The sequence below is a fragment of the Candidatus Rhodoblastus alkanivorans genome (assembly GCF_022760755.1).
In the GTDB taxonomy this organism is placed as follows: domain Bacteria; phylum Pseudomonadota; class Alphaproteobacteria; order Rhizobiales; family Beijerinckiaceae; genus Rhodoblastus; species Rhodoblastus alkanivorans.
The window spans coordinates 1,676,764-1,691,822 of record NZ_JAIVFP010000001.1; the positions used below are offsets into that span (position 1 = coordinate 1,676,764).

Sequence of the window (15,059 nt, forward strand, 5' to 3'; positions counted from 1 at the left end):
CGACTCAATCGCCGCGCCAAGCTCGATCTGAACCATGCGCCGGCCGGCGTCACCGAACTGTCATTTGAGCGTCGTAGAGGAGGGCGCGCCCCGGCGCAATGCGCGCCCGCATCCTCGCGGCCGCCCCAATTCAGCCTCTGAAGAGGATTTGCATGTCAAAACTCCTGCGCTCCGCTCTTGTCGTCGCTGTCGTCAGCGCGGCGACCTCCGCCCTTGCCGCCGACATTTCCGGCGCCGGCGCCACCTTCCCCTATCCGATCTATTCGAAATGGGCCGACACTTATAAAAAGGACACCGGAATCGGCCTGAACTATCAGTCGATTGGCTCCGGCGGCGGCATCAAGCAGATCGAGGCCAGAACGGTCACGTTCGGCGCCAGCGACGCGCCGCTCAAGCCCGACGTTCTCGAGAAGAATGGCCTGGTGCAATGGCCGATGGTGATGGGCGGCATCGTGCCGGTCGTCAATATTGAAGGCGTCAAGCCCGGCCAGCTCGCGATCGACGGCCCGACCCTGGCGAAGGTCTTCCTCGGCCAGATCACCAAATGGAACGACCCGGCCCTCGCCAAGCTCAACCCCAACGCCAAGCTTCCCAACACGGCCATCGCCGTGGTGCATCGTTCGGACGGCTCGGGCACGACCTTCAACTACACCAATTATCTGGTGAAAGTGTCGCCCGAATGGGCTTCCAAGGTCGGCTCCGCGGTGTCGGTGGAATGGCCGGTCGGCCTCGGCGCCAAGGGCAATGAGGGCGTCGCCAACACCGTCGGCATCACCAAGAATTCCATCGGCTATGTCGAATACGCCTATGCCATGGAAAACAAGATGACCTACATGGACATGGTCAACAAGGACGGCAAGCGGGTCGCGCCGAAGACGGAAACCTTCCAGTCGGCCGCCGCCAACGCCGATTGGGCCCATGCGCCGGGCTTCTATCAGATCCTGACCGAGCAGCCGGGCGCCAAGTCCTGGCCGATCACCGCCTCGACCTTCATCCTGATGCCCAAGAAGGTGCCGGATGCGGCCGCCGCCGCCACTGCGCTGAAGTTCTTCGACTGGGCCTTCGCCCATGGCGCCAAGCAGGCCGAAGCGCTTGACTATATTCCGATGCCTGCCAATGTCGTCACCCTGATCAAGAAGACCTGGGCGAGCGACATCAAGGACGCTAGCGGCAAGCCGGTCTACGAGCCGAAATAATCTCCGGACCTGTCGGCCGGAGGCTTTGGCTTCCGGCCGTCTAACCGTTAGAGGACTGTACCATGGCGGAGGCGGCATTGAGTTCCGTGGCCAAACCGGCGGCGCAAAGCGAAATTCGCGAGAAGGTGCTGCGCCGTTTCGAACTCGGCGACCAAGCCTTCCATGTCCTCACCAAATCCAGCGCGATCGCCGTTCTCATTCTGCTCGGCGGCGTCATCCTGTCCTTGGTTCAAGGCTCCCTGCCGGCCCTGAGCAAATTCGGCTTCGGCTTTCTGACCTCCGACGCCTGGAATCCGGTCACGGAGAATTTCGGCGCGGCGCCGGCCGTTTACGGCACGCTCGTCACCTCGATCATCGCTTTGGCCATCGCCGTGCCGATCGGCTTCGGCATCGCCATTTTCCTCACCGAACTCTGCCCTTACAAGCTGCGCCGCCCGATCGGCATCGCCGTCGAACTGCTCGCCGGCATTCCGTCGATCATTTACGGCATCTGGGGCATGTTCATTTTCGCGCCCTTCCTGCAGGCGACCGTCCAGCCAGCGCTGATCGGCGCTTTCGCCGATGTTCCCCTGCTGAACCAACTGTTCGCGGGGCCGCCCTATGGCATCGGCATTTTGACCGCGAGCATCATTCTCGCCATCATGATCCTGCCGCTGATCTCCTCGATCTCCCGCGACGTGTTCGACACGGTGCCCCCGGTGCTCAAGGAGGCGGCCTATGGCGTCGGCTGCACGCGCTGGGAAGTGATGCGCAGCATCGTCGCGCCTTACACCGGCATCGGTCTCGTCGGCGGCGTGATGCTGGCCTTGGGGCGCGCCCTCGGCGAAACCATGGCGGTCACCTTCGTCATCGGCAACGCCCATAAGATCCATGCGTCGATCCTCGGCCCCGGCACGACGATTTCGGCGACCATCGCCAACGAATTCACCGAAGCGACCGGCGACATTTACACCTCCTCGTTGATCGCCCTCGGCCTGCTGCTGTTCGTCATCACCTTCGTCGTTCTCGCCATATCGCGCCTGTTGCTGATGCGCATCGAAGGAAAGGGAGCGCGCTGAAATGTCCTCCTTGCAAGCCGTGCGCAAGACGCGCAGCGCCATCGCCATGGGGCTGTGCTATGCTTCGACGGGCGTCGGCCTCCTCGCCTTGGCCCTGATCCTCGGCGCTCTGTTGTGGAACGGCTTCTCCGGCCTTTCCCCGGATGTCTTCACCAAGATGACCCCGCCGCCCGGCACGTCCGGCGGCGGCCTCCTCAACCCCATCATGGGTTCGCTGATCATGACCTTCCTTGGCGTCATGATTGGAGCGCCGCTCGGCCTGTTCGCCGGCACCTATATGGCGGAATATGGCCGGAACTCGAAGCTGGCGATGGTGGTGCGCTTCATCAACGACGTTCTGCTCTCAGCGCCGTCGATCGTCATCGGCCTGTTCGTCTATGAAATCGCCGTGGTGCCTTTGGGCCATTTCTCGGCGCTGGCCGGCGCGATCTCCCTCGCTCTGCTGGTGGTTCCCGTCGTGGTGCGCACCACCGAGGACATGCTCAACCTGGTTCCTGGAACCCTGCGCGAGGCGGCGTCGGCGCTCGGCCTGCCGCGCTCGCTGGTCATCCGTCACGTCGCCTATAAGGCGGCGCGCGCCGGCCTCATCACTGGCTTGCTGCTGGCGATCGCCCGCATCTCGGGCGAGACGGCGCCGCTTCTGTTCACCTCGCTGAACAACCAGTTCTGGAGCACCAATCTCAACGCGCCCATGGCCAGCCTGCCGGTCGTGATCTTCCAGTTCGCTCTCTCGCCCTACAAGGAATGGCAGGCTTTGGCCTGGGTCGGCGCGCTCACCATCACCGTCGCCGTTCTGGCGCTTTCGATTACCGCTCGCGTTCTCGGCGCACAAAGGACCAGCTCATGACCGAAGTTGTCGCCCAGGAAGCTCCCGCTCCGCGTGAGAATCTCGCGGAAAAGATGGTGGTCAGGAATCTCGACTTCTATTACGGTGATCAGAAGGCGCTGAAGTCGGTGAACCTCAGGTTCTACACCAACCAGGTGACGGCCCTGATTGGACCGTCGGGCTGCGGCAAGTCCACCCTGCTGCGCGTGCTCAACCGCATGTACGACCTCTATCCGCGCCAGCGCGCGGAGGGCGAGGTTCTGCTCGACGGTGAGAACATTCTCGACCCCAAGCTCGACGTCAACGCCCTGCGCGCCCGGGTCGGCATGGTGTTCCAGAAGCCCACCCCCTTCCCGATGTCGATCTATGACAACATCGCTTTCGGCATCCGGCTCTACGAGAAGATGGGCAAGGCCGACATGGACGAGCGGGTCGAGAAGGCCCTGCGCGGCGCGGCGATTTGGGACGAGGTCAAGGACCAGCTCAACGCCAGCGGCCTCAGCCTGTCCGGCGGCCAGCAGCAGCGCCTGTGCATCGCCCGCACCGTCGCGATCCAGCCGGAAGTCATTTTGTTCGACGAGCCGGCTTCGGCGCTCGATCCGATCTCGACCGCCAAGGTCGAGGAACTGATCGACGAGTTGCGCCGCGACTACACCATCGCCATCGTCACCCACAATATGCAGCAGGCAGTGCGCGTGTCGCAGTACACGGCCTTCATGTATCTCGGCGAAATGGTCGAATTCGACCACACCGACAATATCTTCACGACGCCGAAAGAGCGCCGCACCCAGGATTACATCACCGGCCGGTTCGGCTGATTTCAAGCTCTGGCCAGACAGGAATCAGAACATGGTCGATCATACCGTCCGCTCTTTCGATACCGATCTCGAAACGCTCGACCGCCACATTTCCGAAATGGGCGGCATAGCCGAAAAAATGCTCTCCGACGCGATGGACGCGCTGGCGACCATGAATGTCGATCTCGCGAAAAGGGTCGTCGAGACGGATATGCGTCTCGACAATCTCCAGAGGATGATCGAGGACCTCGCCGTGCGCACGCTTGCCCGCCGCCAGCCGGTGGCGATCGATCTGCGCGACGTCGTCGGCGTGATCCGCATTTCCGCCGACCTCGAGCGCATCGGCGACCAGGCCAAGAACATCGCCAAGCGCGCGGCCAAGATCGCGGGCGAGGCGCGGCTGCCGCGCGCGGTAATCGGGCTCAAGTCGATGCATGAACTGGCCGCCAACCAGCTCAAGGACGTGCTCGACGCCTATGCCCAGCGCGACGCCGACCGCGCCAAGTTGGTGTGGGAACGCGACGCCGAACTCGACGCGCTCGAAGATTCTGTGTTTCGCGACCTGCTCACCTTCATGATGGAAGATCCGCGCAACATCACCTTCTGCACCCATCTGCTGTTCTGCTCGAAAAACCTCGAGCGGGTCGGCGATCACGCGACCAATATCGCCGAGACGGTCGTCTATATCGCGACCGGCGAGACTCTGGCGAGCGAGGACCGGCCGCGCGGCGCGGAAGCGGCGGCGATGTTGCCGTGAAACATTAGGAGCCATCAGCTTTCATGAACGAACCGCGCGCTTCTGTCATCGGAGCCGCATCCCCCGGTGGGGCTCCGCGCATTCTTGTGGTCGAAGACGAATCCGCCCTCGGCCTGATGTTGAGCTATAATCTCGAATCGGAAGGCTATGTCGTCGATCGCGTCGAGCGCGGCGACGAAGCGGAATTGCGGCTGGAGGAATCGGCCCCTGATCTCGTCATTCTCGACTGGATGCTGCCCGGCGTCTCCGGCCTCGAAATCTGCCGCCGTCTGCGGGCGCGGGAGACGACGCGAACCCTTCCCGTCATCATGCTGACGGCGCGCGGCGAAGAGGGCGAACGGGTGCGCGGCCTTTCCGTCGGCGCCGACGATTATGTGGTCAAGCCTTTTTCCGTGCCGGAATTGATGGCCCGCGTGCGCGCGCTGCTGCGCCGGGCGCGCCCGGAGCGCGTCGCGGTGAAGCTGACGGCCGGCGAGCTGGAGCTTGACCGCGAGACGCGCCGCGTCCGCCGGGGCGCGCGGGAGGTCCATCTCGGCCCAACCGAATTCCGCCTGCTCGAATATCTGATGGAGAAGCCGGGCCGGGTGTTCGCGCGTTCCCAATTGCTCGACAGCGTCTGGGGGCTTTCCGCCGAGATCGACGAGCGCACGGTGGACGTCCATATCGGCCGACTGCGGAAAGCGCTGGCCAAGGGCGACGAGGTCGATCCGATCCGCACGGTGCGCGGTTCGGGCTATTCCTTCGACGAGACTTTCGGGCGGGGCTGACCGTCTTTCAGGCGAGTTGTCAAGAACGTTCAATAGTTTGCATGGCGAGCGTCGTCATTGCGAGGAGCATGGGCGCGGAGGCGCCCCATCCGAATGAGACGCTCGACGCCAGGCGTCGAGCCATGGCGGCGAAGCAATCCGCGCCATCTTTCAGGAGCTGGAAGGAGTTGACTGCCTCGCTGGGCTTGCAACGACACGGGCAGGGCGTCAGCATATCTCCGAAGCCACTCCGAAAAGTTGAATTTCGATCCGGTCGAAACGCGATTTGATCGCGCTCAGCCCCGGGCGGCGCGCCTGTCGCGGTCGCGGCGGCGATCCTGCGCCGGTTGATAGGCGATGCGGGCGTGATGGGCGCAATAGGGACCAAGGCCGATCTGCATGCGGGCGCCGCAATAGCGGAAATCCGGGCTGGCGGGATCGCCCAGCGGCCAGCGGCACATGGACTCGCGCAGGTCCATGATGCTCACGCGCTCCGACATCGGAATCACGACTTCTTGCGCGGCGGGGCGCGGCGCCGGCGCGGGCAGCGGCCGCGCCTCGGTGGCGACGGCCAGATTGCCGTGGGAGATTGGGGCCGCCGGCGCGCAATTTTCCTCTTCCGGCCGGCTCTTGCCGCGGGTTCGGGCGGGGGCGGGCGCGGGGGATTTGACCCGGCCGGAAAGTCCGAGGCGATGCACCTTGCCGATGACCGCATTGCGGGTGATGCCGTGAGCCAGTTCGTTGGCGATCTGGCTGGCGCTCAAACCGTCAAGCCACATTTTCTTCAATTGCTCGACGCGTTCATCGGTCCAGGACATCGCGTGGCCTCCAAAACCTTGTTTGTTTCTTGTCCTTGTACGGAACGGCGCTGGGCGTCGTATCCATTCGGCTCCGATCTCTCGCGTGCGCCATCATGAGACGAATCCCAATCCTGTCGTCTGCGCGAACGCAGACGGCGGAAGGTTCCGACCTGACGAGGACTTAACCAGGCAGGCGCATTTCAAACGCGCGCCGCACGAGATGTCGTAGCCGACTGAGGTAAGGTTACACTAGTCGTTGAATCGGGCGCAAGAGTCGTAAAGAAACGTGAAAGGTTTTCCCCAGGCGTTTGCGATCGGGCCGCCGCGAAGTCCAAATTCGAATGGCGAGGCGATTTGACCTTGCGCCTTGGATTTTCTAAATTGTTGGCCTGCCGACGCCGTCCCCGCGGGACGGCGCTTTCATTTTCAATTGGCCCCCGGACGCCTTGTCGGATCCGCCTTCGGCCGGGCGGCCGGCCAGATTGCCGTTGGGAGTACGGACGTGACTTCTGCTCTTCTTCCGACCTATGCGCGGTGCCATTTGGCCTTCGAACGCGGCGAGGGCGTCTGGCTGACTTCGACCGACGGCGAAAAATATCTGGATTTCGGCTCCAGCATCGCGGTGACAAGTCTCGGCCACGCCCATCCGCATTTGAACCGGGCGTTGATCGAGCAGGCGCAAAAGCTCTGGATCACGTCCAACCTGTTCGAGATTCCCGAGGCGGAAGCCTTCGCGAAGCGTCTGACCGAGGCGACTTTCGCCGACCTCGTGTTCTTCCAGAATTCCGGCGCCGAGGCTGTCGAGCTGACCATCAAGATGGCCCGCAAATGGAATACAGCCAATGGCGCGCAGGATCGCTTCCACATGATCACCTTCGAGGGCGCCTTCCACGGTAGGACGCTCGCGACGCTCGCGGCCGGCGGCAATCCGAAATATCTCGACGGCTTCGGGCCGAGAATGCCCGGATTCGATACGGTGCCCTTCGGCGATCTCGACGCGGTCAAGGCGGCGATCGGACCGCAGACCGGCGCCATTCTGGTCGAGCCGATCCAGGGCGAGGGCGGCGTCCGCGTCGGCGCGCCGGAATTCATCCGCGGCTTGCGCGCCTTATGCGACGAGCACAAATTGCTGTTGTGCTTCGACGAGGTGCAATCCGGCATCGGCCGCACCGGCAAATTCTTCGCTTATGAGCTCTATGGCGTCGCGCCGGATATTCTGGCCTCGGCCAAGGGCATCGGCGGCGGCTTCCCGCTCGGCGCGGTGCTGGCGACCGCCGAGGCCGCCAAGGGCATGGGCCTGGGTACCCACGGCACGACCTATGGCGGCAATCCGCTCGCCATGGCTTGCGGCGCCGCCGTGCTCGATGTGGTGCTCGCGCCGGGCTTTCTGGACGATGTCGCGCGAAAAGGTCTGCTGCTGCGCCAGGCGCTTGCGGGGCTCGTCGGCGAGCATCCCGACGTCATCGCGGAAATTCGCGGCGAAGGCCTGATCCAGGGCCTGCGCCTGCGCGTGCCCAACGCCGATTTCGCGGCGGCCGCGCGGGCGGAAAAACTCATCGTCATTCCGGCGGCGGAAAATGTCGTGCGCATCCTGCCGCCGCTGATCGTCTCCGACGACGAGATCCGCGAGGGCGTGCGCCGCCTCGGCGCGGCGTGCCGCCATTTCGAAATTCCGCCGGCGCACGGGGACAAACAGGGAGCCAATACATGAATCTGCCGCCGATCGATCCGGCGCGCCGTTGTTTTCTCGACATTTCGGAATTCTCGCTCGATCAGCTGCGCGGCGTTCTCGACCGCGCCGTCGACATCAAGCGCCGCCGCCGCAAGGGGCGTCCGTCGCCGGACAAGCCGCTGGAGGGCCGCATGCTCGCGATGATCTTCGACAAGCCGTCCACCCGCACGCGCGTCTCTTTTGACGTCGGCATGCGGGAGCTGGGCGGCGAAACGTTGATGCTCACAGGCGCCGAAATGCAGCTCGGGCGCGGCGAAACCATCGCCGACACCGCGCGGGTCCTGTCGCGCTTCGTGGACGCCATCATGATCCGCATCCTCGCCCATGAGCATCTGATGGAAATGGCGGCCTATGCGACCGTGCCGGTGATCAACGGCCTGACCAAGAAGACCCATCCCTGCCAGGTCATGGCCGACATCATGACCTATGAGGAGCATCGCGGCGACATCGCCGGGGCGCGGGTCGCGTGGATCGGCGACGCCTGCAACGTCCTGACGAGCTGGGTCCATGCCGCGGCCCGGTTCGGCTTCACTCTGGACATCGCCTCGCCGGAGGAATTGGCGCCGCGTCCCGAACTCATCGCCTGGGCGCGGTCCCAGGGCGGGGTGGTCAATGTCATGCGCGACCCCTATGAGGCGGTTCAGGACGCGAATTGCGTGCTGACGGACTGCTGGGTCTCGATGGGCGACAAGGACGAAAAGCTGCGCCACATGCTGCTCGCGCCCTATCAGGTCAATTCCAAGCTGATGCGCCACGCCGACAAGGACGCTGTGTTCATGCATTGCCTGCCGGCGCATCGCGGCGAGGAAGTCACCGACGAGGTCATCGACGGCGCGCAGTCCCTCGTCTTTGACGAGGCAGAGAACCGCCTGCACGCCCAGAAAGGCGTTCTCGCCTGGTGCATGGAGGGCGATGCGTGACCGGAGCGGACGACAGCGTCCTGCCTTTCGCGGTCGCGCCGCTCGATCTGCGCGGCCGTCTGGCGCGGCTCGGCCCGGCGATCGACGCCATTTTATCCCGCCATGCCTATCCCGATCCGGTGGCTCGCCTCCTGGGCGAGGCGGCGGCGCTGACCGTGCTGCTCGGCTCGGTGCTGAAATCGGGCGGAAGATTTCAGTTGCAGACCCGCACCGACGGGCTGGTCGACATGATCGTGGTCGATTTCGACGCGCCGGACCGGCTGCGCGCCTTTGCCCGTTTCGACGCCGCGCGTTTGCCGCCGCGGGGCGGTGTCGCCGCCGACGCGCTGCTCGGGCGGGGCCATCTTGCCTTGACCATCGAGCAGGGCGGCGAGCTCACGCGCTATCAGGGCGTCGCGCCGATCGACGGCGGCTCCCTGGAGGCGGCGGCCAGGCTCTATTTCCAGCAGTCGGAGCAGATTCCCACCTTCATCCGGCTGGCGGCGGGTCAGGTCGTGACCCCGGCCGGGACGAGTTGGCGCGCGGGCGGGCTGCTGGCGCAATTCCTGCCCCATTCCGAGGAGCGCCGCCGTCAGGCCGATTTGCCGCCCGGCGACACGCCGGAGGGTTTTCAGGCGCATGAATGGACGGAGGACGAAGCCTGGACCGAGGCCCAGGCGTTCGCCTCCACCGTCGAGGATCACGAATTGCTCGACCCCGACCTGTCGAGCGAGTCTCTGGCCTATCGCCTGTTCCATGAGCGCGGCGTCCACGTCTTTCCGCCCCATCCCTTGCGCGACGCCTGCCGCTGTTCGAGCGAGCGGGTCGAATCCATGCTACGCAGCTTCTCGCAGGCCGAGCGCGACGACATGATCGGGGACGATGGGATGATCGGCGTGACCTGCGAATTCTGCTCGACGCTGCGCCGCTACAACCCCGACGATTTCCGGGAAGACTGAAACTCCGTCGTCGCGGCAGGCGCCTATGGCATTGGCCCGTGCTGGCGATACAACCCGTTCTTCGGCAATTTCATCTGGGTCTGCTATTAACCGACGGCTTAAGGATGGCGGGGCGCCCCCCCGCCGTCCTTCCCGGCTTCAACCGCAATATTCCGCCCAGCACATTGGCGTCTCGAAGATCTTCACCGATTCGAGCTGCGACAGTTCGGGCTTGACGCGCTGGTAAATCCAGACCGCGATATTCTCGGCGGTCGGGTTTTCCAACCCCTCGATGTCGTTGAGCAGATGGTGGTCGAGGCGCGCGAGCAGCGGCTGGAAGGCCTTTTCGACCTCGAAGAAATCCACGATGAAGCCGGTATGGGCGTCCACTTCGCCGCCGAGCCGCAGTTCGACGCGATAGGAATGGCCATGCAGGCGCCGGCACCTGTGGGTTTCGGGCACATGGGGCAGATGGTGTGCGGCCTCGAAGGTGAAGGCCTGGGTGATGGTTACGGGCATGGCGGGGCTTTTTGGTTTTCTTGATCGCGGCAGGCGCGCTCAACGGATCTCTCGCATCAGCTCGGCCGATAAGCCCGCCGTCAGACGGGCGTCTTTCGACGGCCTATGGCGTTTGCTCCCAACCGGTTCTCACAATTGAGAACCGGTATTAGCGTCCTTCGCGACGCAAAAAAAGCGAAAATCACTCGAAAGCGACATCGCGGCTGCGGGGGACGAGATGCTCGCCGCCGTCGATCGGCAGCATCTGCCCCGGCATGTCGGGATGGTCGAGGAAGAAGCCGATCGCCGCGCAAATCTGGTCGGCGGGCGTGGCGCGGCCGGTCGGAATTTTCCTGGCGTCCGTCGCGAAGCGCTCCTCGGTCTGCGGCCCCGACGGGAACATCAGGCCGGGCAGCAGGCCGAACACGCGGATGTCGCGCCGCTCCGCCTGCCGCCACATCGCCGTCAGCGCCATCAGCGCGCTCTTGCCCAGAGTGTAGGAGTAATAATCCGGGTTCAGGTTGAGAAGCTTGTGGTCGAGAATGTTGAAGACGCTCACCACGGCGCCTGGTTTCTTGGCTTTGGCCGCCGCCTCGATGATCGAAAAGGGCGCCAGCACATGGACCGACAGGCTTGTCGCCAGCTTTTCCGGGTCCGCCTCGCCGGGGTAATCATGTTCGAACGTCGAGGCGTTGTTGACGATGACGTCGGGCGCGCCGAAGCGTGCGGTCAGTTCCCCGCAAAATCGCGCGATCGACGTCTGGTCGGCGAAATCGGCGGCGACCACATGGGTTTCCGCGCCTTGTTCCGCGAGGCTGTGCGCAAGCAGGCGCGCCTTGTCCATCGATCTGTTGGCGTGCAGGAGGATGCGGAAGTTCCGGCTGGCGAGATAGCGGGCGAGCGGCGCGCCGAGGCGGCTGGCCGCGCCGGTCACCAGAGCCGTCTTCATTCCGCGGCGCTCCATCGCGCTCGGGTGCGGAACAGGTCGATGCCGGCGCCGCGCGTCTCGTTGTAGATGTCGGGCTTGCGGATCGACAGCCTGCAGGCGACGACGCGCTCGTCATGGAAACAGGAATCGACGATCCGGTCGGCGACGGATTCGACGAGGTCGATATGGCCTTCGTTCTCCAGGGCGCGGATGCGGTCGCGCACCAAGTCGTAATCGATGATCGGCTGGTCGGCGGCGCAGCGGGCGGTCAGCGGCGCGTAAAGGCGGACGGAGATCATCAGGCGGGTTGGACGCTCGGGGTGGCGCTCCCAGGGATGCAGTCCGCAGGAGACATTGACGCAAACCTCGTCGAGGCGCACGACGATATGGTCTTCGCCGTAAAACAGGTCGTTCATTCTTTCCGCCTTGTTCGCATTCGTGGCGCTTCATAGAACATGATCGGGGAAAAGTGGAATCCGGTTTTCGGAAAAGATCATGCTTCGACGGGCGCATCGACTCCGGCGGCGCGGTGCTTCGCCCGACCACGAAAAAGCCGCCGGCGGGACCGGCGGCTTCGCATGGTGGAGAACGGCTGACGCGCGGCCTATTCGGTCGGGGCGTGCATCGCGCCGCTGCGGTCGAACTGCGACATATAGGCGATGACGTTGGCGATGTCCTGGTCGCCCTTGAGGCCCTTGAAGGTCATATAGGTTTTCGGCACGTCATGCTGCGGCTGCTTGAGATAGGAGGTGAGGGTGGCGACGTTCCAGACCTTGCCCGAATGCTTGTTGGCCTCGGAATAATTATAGCCGGGAACAGTGCCGGCCGGACGGTCGATGATGCCGTTCAGCACCGGACCGTAGAAATTGGTCGCGCCCTTGCCGATGTGATGGCATTGCCGACATTGGTTGAACACGATCTCACCCGCCTTGGGGTCGCCCTTGAGCTGTGCGGCTTGCGCGCCAAACGCCAGAGCGGCGAACAGCGCGCCGGAAAGAACCAGAATCTTGCCTCGCATAATTTTTGCTCCGCTTGCCGTGTGGCGCGTTCGCCGCGCCGGGATGGCGACGAACGTCGCGCTTCCCGAACCTTATGGTGAATCACAGGCGTTTCGACATGATGCGAAGCAATTAAAGCACCGGATCGCCCGCGATTCTCCCGTCATAAAGTCCTATTCAAAAAGTCGAAGCGTCACGTCAGCAGAAAAGCGAGCAGCGAGCGCAGCTCCGCCGGCCGCACCGGCTTGTGCAGCATTTCGAGCCGGTTGCGCCGGGCGACGTCCTCGGCGCGCTGCGAATGGTCGGCGGTCACCAGCAGCGCCGGCGCCTCCCTGCCGCAGGCGCGCCGCACCGCCTGAATCGCCTCCGGCCCCAGTTCGCCATGGTTGAGATGAAGGTCGGCGATGATGATTTGCGGCGGATGGGCGAGGACGCTCAGCTTCTCGACCGCCTCGGCGCCCGAGGTCGCCACCGCGACGTCGCAGCCCCAGCGTTCCAGAAGCAGCAGCATGGCCTCGCTGACCTCCGGCTCGTTTTCGATCACCAGGATTTTCGCGCCGGCGATGCGGTTCGGGTAATTGCGCAATTGCGCGACGGCCGGGGGCGGCGGCGGCGCCTCCGCGCTCAAAGGGATCACGACGGAAAAGGTCGAGCCGCGCCTGATTTGCGAGGCGAGAGAGACGGGATGGCCGAGCACCTGGGCGAAGCGCCGCACGATGGCGAGGCCGAGGCCGAAGCCGGTCTCGCCGGGAATGTCGTCATGGGCGCGCTGGAACTCCTGGAAGATCGCCTCGCGCCGATCTTCGGGGATTCCCGGCCCGGTGTCGCAGACCTGCACCAGAATGTTTTCGCCGCGCCGCCTGACGCCGACCAGCACACCGCCGCGCGAAGTGTAGCGCAGGGCGTTGGCGAGCAGGTTCTGCAGGATGCGGCGCAGCATCGAAGGGTCCGAGCGCACCGTGGTGCGCGTCGCGAAGATTTTGAGCTTCAGCCCGCGCTTCTGGGCGAAATGCGCGAATTCGCGGGCGAGCGGCTCCATCACGTCATTGAGCTCGAAACTGCGGATTTCCGGCCGCATCACCCCGGCGTCGAGCTTGGAGAGGTCGAGCAGGGTGCGGATGAGGTCTTCGAGCGTGACAAGGCAGCGATCGACCTGCTCGATCAGCGCGCCCCCTTCGGGCCCGTTCTGCATTTCGCCGAGCGCGGAAAGCGCCAGCCGCGCGGCGTTGAGCGGCTGGAGCAGGTCGTGGCCGACCGAGGTGACGAAAGTGGTCTTGAGCGAACTTGCCGCCTCGGCCTGCCATTTCGCCTTCTCGATCGAGCGCATCGCCTGCTGCAGTTCCTGGGTGCGGCGGCGCACCTGATGATCGAGCGCGATCGCGGTCTCGAACAGGGAAAAGGCGTTGAACTGGCTGTCCACCGAGCGCTCGACGCGCGACATCAGGGCGCGGTTGATCTTCTCCAGCTTCAGGATCCGGCGCTGGAGGTCGTCGCTGTTTTCACCCGCCTGCAAGGTCATGACAGCCGTTCTTCATCGCGGGGACGGTGGCCGAAGGCTATGCCGGTGAACGTCTGGTTGACGTGCATCGAGCGATATTGCTCGCCATAGGTGTTGAAACCCACGACGCGGTGCGCGCGATAAAGCTCCGAAAGGCGATGGGCGATCTGGTTGCGCTCGGCGCCGAGCCGCCGCAGCACGCAATCGAAGCCGATATAAAGCGAGACCGCGCCAAGCTCGCCCTCCATCCGCTCGAAAGTGGCGAGGGTGCTTTCGTAAGGATCAAGAGATTTGGCCACCGTCAGCACCAGGCCCTCGTCGATCGCGCAGAAAAAACTCAGCGAGCCGTCGGCGTTCACCTTCTGGATGGAGCGGGCGTAATATTGCCCGCCGACGCCGACCAGCACAGGATGCGATGCAAAAGAGGCGGCGTCGAGTGAGCTTTCGATCAATCCGACCTGATGGGCATATTCCTGCGCCGCCGGCTCGGCGTTGAGTTCGCGCACGACGCGCGATTCGGTGTCGGCCTCGGTGACCACCATTTTGAGCGCGGTCGGCTCGAAATAATCGCATTTGAAGGTGGCGAAGGGGATGTCGGTGTGGAACAGCAGGAGAAGCGCGGCGTCGCGGTAGATGGCGCCGTCGCGGATCATCCAGGTCTTCTCGAAGGACATGCTGTCGCCGGCCGAGCCGCCGACCACCGGAATGTCGTCGAGCGCCGAATAGAGCGCCGAAATCACGGCTTCCTCGCGCCGGCACATGCCGTCGATCAGCAGCAGGCCGAAGCAGCGGTCGATTTCGCCTTCGGGAATTTTCGCAATCAGCGCGGCGCGGGCCTCGACGGTCGCGGCGCGGCCCTCCTCGACCCCGAAATGGGAGAGGTTCTCGAGCATATGGGCGGTGAGGGTGAAATTGCTGCGCAGGAAGCCGAGCGCCAGCACGGAATGGGACGCCCAGCCGGAAAGCGTCAATTCGCCCGCCGTGGTGCAGCCGTAGATCGGGGTGTCGGGGAGGCGCTCGCGGATTTCGGCGGCAAAAACAGCGGTGTCGTAGCTGGCGCAAACAAAACAGACCACACCGACGAGCGCTTCTTCCGGCCTGTCGTCCGAAGCCGCCAGTTGCGCGCATATTGCCGCCGCGACGTCGCGCGCGGCCTGCTCGGCGTTATCGGCGCTTGTGGACGCGACGACGACGCCCCCCAGACGGTCGGCCCGCATTTCGCTTGTTCGCAAAGGCTGAATCCCCCGGATTTTTTTCTGGCGCGTTCCGTTCAGCGCGCCGTTTCCGATCCCGGCGTGGCGTGACGGGATGAAGATCCCCGACGCGCGCGGCCATCTTACGCCTGCGCAATAGGGAGAAAGTACTATAGGCGATGTTTCCCGCGTAAA

16 protein-coding genes are annotated in these 15,059 nt (G+C 64.3%); 9 read left to right on the forward strand and 7 right to left on the reverse strand.

What is annotated here, in order from left to right:
• The first annotated feature begins 152 nt into the window (after positions 1 to 152).
• The 6 genes from pstS to phoB all read left to right on the forward strand — a co-directional run bounded on the left by pstS (position 153) and on the right by phoB (position 5,401).
• On the forward strand, positions 153 to 1,196 hold the full coding sequence (pstS, locus tag K2U94_RS07750; protein ID WP_243066659.1) for a phosphate ABC transporter substrate-binding protein PstS: 1,044 nt from the start codon (positions 153 to 155) through the stop codon (positions 1,194 to 1,196).
• 62 nt (positions 1,197 to 1,258) lie between these two features.
• The gene (gene pstC / locus K2U94_RS07755; RefSeq protein WP_243066660.1) at positions 1,259 to 2,254 is read left to right on the forward strand and encodes a phosphate ABC transporter permease subunit PstC; all 996 of its coding nucleotides are present in this window, start codon (positions 1,259 to 1,261) and stop codon (positions 2,252 to 2,254) included.
• A 1-nt stretch (position 2,255) separates the two neighbouring features.
• Complete coding sequence (gene pstA, locus K2U94_RS07760) at positions 2,256 to 3,101, forward strand: phosphate ABC transporter permease PstA (protein WP_243066661.1); 846 nt, start codon at positions 2,256 to 2,258, stop codon at positions 3,099 to 3,101.
• Positions 3,098 to 3,898 (forward strand): phosphate ABC transporter ATP-binding protein PstB, encoded by an 801-nt coding sequence (gene pstB / locus K2U94_RS07765; protein WP_243066662.1) that lies wholly within the window; start codon positions 3,098 to 3,100, stop codon positions 3,896 to 3,898. The genes pstA and pstB overlap by 4 nt, the downstream gene beginning before the upstream one ends.
• A gap of 31 nt (positions 3,899 to 3,929) precedes the next feature.
• Entirely contained in the window at positions 3,930 to 4,634 is a 705-nt protein-coding gene (phoU, locus tag K2U94_RS07770) for a phosphate signaling complex protein PhoU (RefSeq protein WP_243066663.1), read from the forward strand.
• Positions 4,635 to 4,657: 23 nt separating this feature from the next.
• Positions 4,658 to 5,401, forward strand: a complete 744-nt coding sequence (phoB, locus tag K2U94_RS07775; RefSeq protein WP_243066664.1) for a phosphate regulon transcriptional regulator PhoB — start codon at positions 4,658 to 4,660, stop codon at positions 5,399 to 5,401.
• 275 nt (positions 5,402 to 5,676) lie between these two features.
• Here phoB and K2U94_RS07780 read toward each other — a convergent pair whose 3' ends face one another.
• Positions 5,677 to 6,198 (reverse strand): GcrA family cell cycle regulator, encoded by a 522-nt coding sequence (locus K2U94_RS07780; RefSeq protein ID WP_243066665.1) that lies wholly within the window; start codon positions 6,196 to 6,198, stop codon positions 5,677 to 5,679.
• A 484-nt stretch (positions 6,199 to 6,682) separates the two neighbouring features.
• On the opposite strand from K2U94_RS07780, the gene K2U94_RS07785 reads away from it, so the two are divergent.
• The 3 genes from K2U94_RS07785 to K2U94_RS07795 are packed head-to-tail and all read left to right on the forward strand — an operon-like array spanning position 6,683 to position 9,770.
• Positions 6,683 to 7,891 (forward strand): aspartate aminotransferase family protein, encoded by a 1,209-nt coding sequence (locus tag K2U94_RS07785; RefSeq protein ID WP_243066666.1) that lies wholly within the window; start codon positions 6,683 to 6,685, stop codon positions 7,889 to 7,891.
• The gene (gene argF / locus K2U94_RS07790) at positions 7,888 to 8,832 is read left to right on the forward strand and encodes an ornithine carbamoyltransferase (RefSeq protein ID WP_243066667.1); all 945 of its coding nucleotides are present in this window, start codon (positions 7,888 to 7,890) and stop codon (positions 8,830 to 8,832) included. Before K2U94_RS07785 ends, argF begins: the two co-directional genes overlap by 4 nt.
• A complete protein-coding gene (locus K2U94_RS07795) occupies positions 8,829 to 9,770 on the forward strand; it encodes an Hsp33 family molecular chaperone (protein ID WP_243066668.1) in 942 nt (313 codons plus the stop codon). Before argF ends, K2U94_RS07795 begins: the two co-directional genes overlap by 4 nt.
• A gap of 138 nt (positions 9,771 to 9,908) precedes the next feature.
• Here the strand turns inward: K2U94_RS07795 and queD are convergent, their stop codons facing one another.
• The 6 genes from queD to K2U94_RS07825 all read right to left on the reverse strand — a co-directional run bounded on the left by queD (position 9,909) and on the right by K2U94_RS07825 (position 14,888).
• On the reverse strand, positions 9,909 to 10,268 hold the full coding sequence (gene queD / locus K2U94_RS07800; RefSeq protein WP_243066669.1) for a 6-carboxytetrahydropterin synthase QueD: 360 nt from the start codon (positions 10,266 to 10,268) through the stop codon (positions 9,909 to 9,911).
• A gap of 181 nt (positions 10,269 to 10,449) precedes the next feature.
• Positions 10,450 to 11,196 (reverse strand): SDR family NAD(P)-dependent oxidoreductase, encoded by a 747-nt coding sequence (locus K2U94_RS07805; protein WP_243066670.1) that lies wholly within the window; start codon positions 11,194 to 11,196, stop codon positions 10,450 to 10,452.
• Positions 11,193 to 11,591 carry a dihydroneopterin aldolase gene (locus K2U94_RS07810; RefSeq protein ID WP_243066671.1) on the reverse strand — a complete coding sequence of 133 codons (399 nt, stop codon included), beginning with the start codon at positions 11,589 to 11,591 and terminating at the stop codon, positions 11,193 to 11,195. The genes K2U94_RS07805 and K2U94_RS07810 overlap by 4 nt, the downstream gene beginning before the upstream one ends.
• Before the next feature lie 188 nt (positions 11,592 to 11,779).
• Entirely contained in the window at positions 11,780 to 12,193 is a 414-nt protein-coding gene (locus K2U94_RS07815) for a c-type cytochrome (protein WP_243066672.1), read from the reverse strand.
• A 173-nt stretch (positions 12,194 to 12,366) separates the two neighbouring features.
• Positions 12,367 to 13,692 (reverse strand): ATP-binding response regulator, encoded by a 1,326-nt coding sequence (locus K2U94_RS07820; protein ID WP_243066673.1) that lies wholly within the window; start codon positions 13,690 to 13,692, stop codon positions 12,367 to 12,369.
• Complete coding sequence (locus K2U94_RS07825) at positions 13,689 to 14,888, reverse strand: FIST N-terminal domain-containing protein (protein ID WP_243066674.1); 1,200 nt, start codon at positions 14,886 to 14,888, stop codon at positions 13,689 to 13,691. The genes K2U94_RS07820 and K2U94_RS07825 overlap by 4 nt, the downstream gene beginning before the upstream one ends.
• Positions 14,889 to 15,059 lie beyond the last annotated feature (171 nt).

Bases quoted from the DNA above. Each gene is read 5' to 3' on its own strand.
- K2U94_RS07805 (WP_243066670.1), bottom strand. From the start codon at position 11,196: ATGAAGACGGCTCTGGTGACCGGCGCGGCCAGCCGCCTCGGCGCGCCG.
- pstB (WP_243066662.1), top strand. From the start codon at position 3,098: ATGACCGAAGTTGTCGCCCAGGAAGCTCCCGCTCCGCGTGAGAATCTC.
- pstC (WP_243066660.1), top strand. From the start codon at position 1,259: ATGGCGGAGGCGGCATTGAGTTCCGTGGCCAAACCGGCGGCGCAAAGC.
- phoU (WP_243066663.1), top strand. From the start codon at position 3,930: ATGGTCGATCATACCGTCCGCTCTTTCGATACCGATCTCGAAACGCTC.
- pstA (WP_243066661.1), top strand. From the start codon at position 2,256: ATGTCCTCCTTGCAAGCCGTGCGCAAGACGCGCAGCGCCATCGCCATG.
- pstS (WP_243066659.1), top strand. From the start codon at position 153: ATGTCAAAACTCCTGCGCTCCGCTCTTGTCGTCGCTGTCGTCAGCGCG.
- queD (WP_243066669.1), bottom strand. From the start codon at position 10,268: ATGCCCGTAACCATCACCCAGGCCTTCACCTTCGAGGCCGCACACCAT.
- K2U94_RS07810 (WP_243066671.1), bottom strand. From the start codon at position 11,591: ATGAACGACCTGTTTTACGGCGAAGACCATATCGTCGTGCGCCTCGAC.
- argF (WP_243066667.1), top strand. From the start codon at position 7,888: ATGAATCTGCCGCCGATCGATCCGGCGCGCCGTTGTTTTCTCGACATT.
- K2U94_RS07820 (WP_243066673.1), bottom strand. From the start codon at position 13,692: ATGACCTTGCAGGCGGGTGAAAACAGCGACGACCTCCAGCGCCGGATC.
- K2U94_RS07815 (WP_243066672.1), bottom strand. From the start codon at position 12,193: ATGCGAGGCAAGATTCTGGTTCTTTCCGGCGCGCTGTTCGCCGCTCTG.
- K2U94_RS07780 (WP_243066665.1), bottom strand. From the start codon at position 6,198: ATGTCCTGGACCGATGAACGCGTCGAGCAATTGAAGAAAATGTGGCTT.
- phoB (WP_243066664.1), top strand. From the start codon at position 4,658: ATGAACGAACCGCGCGCTTCTGTCATCGGAGCCGCATCCCCCGGTGGG.
- K2U94_RS07825 (WP_243066674.1), bottom strand. From the start codon at position 14,888: ATGCGGGCCGACCGTCTGGGGGGCGTCGTCGTCGCGTCCACAAGCGCC.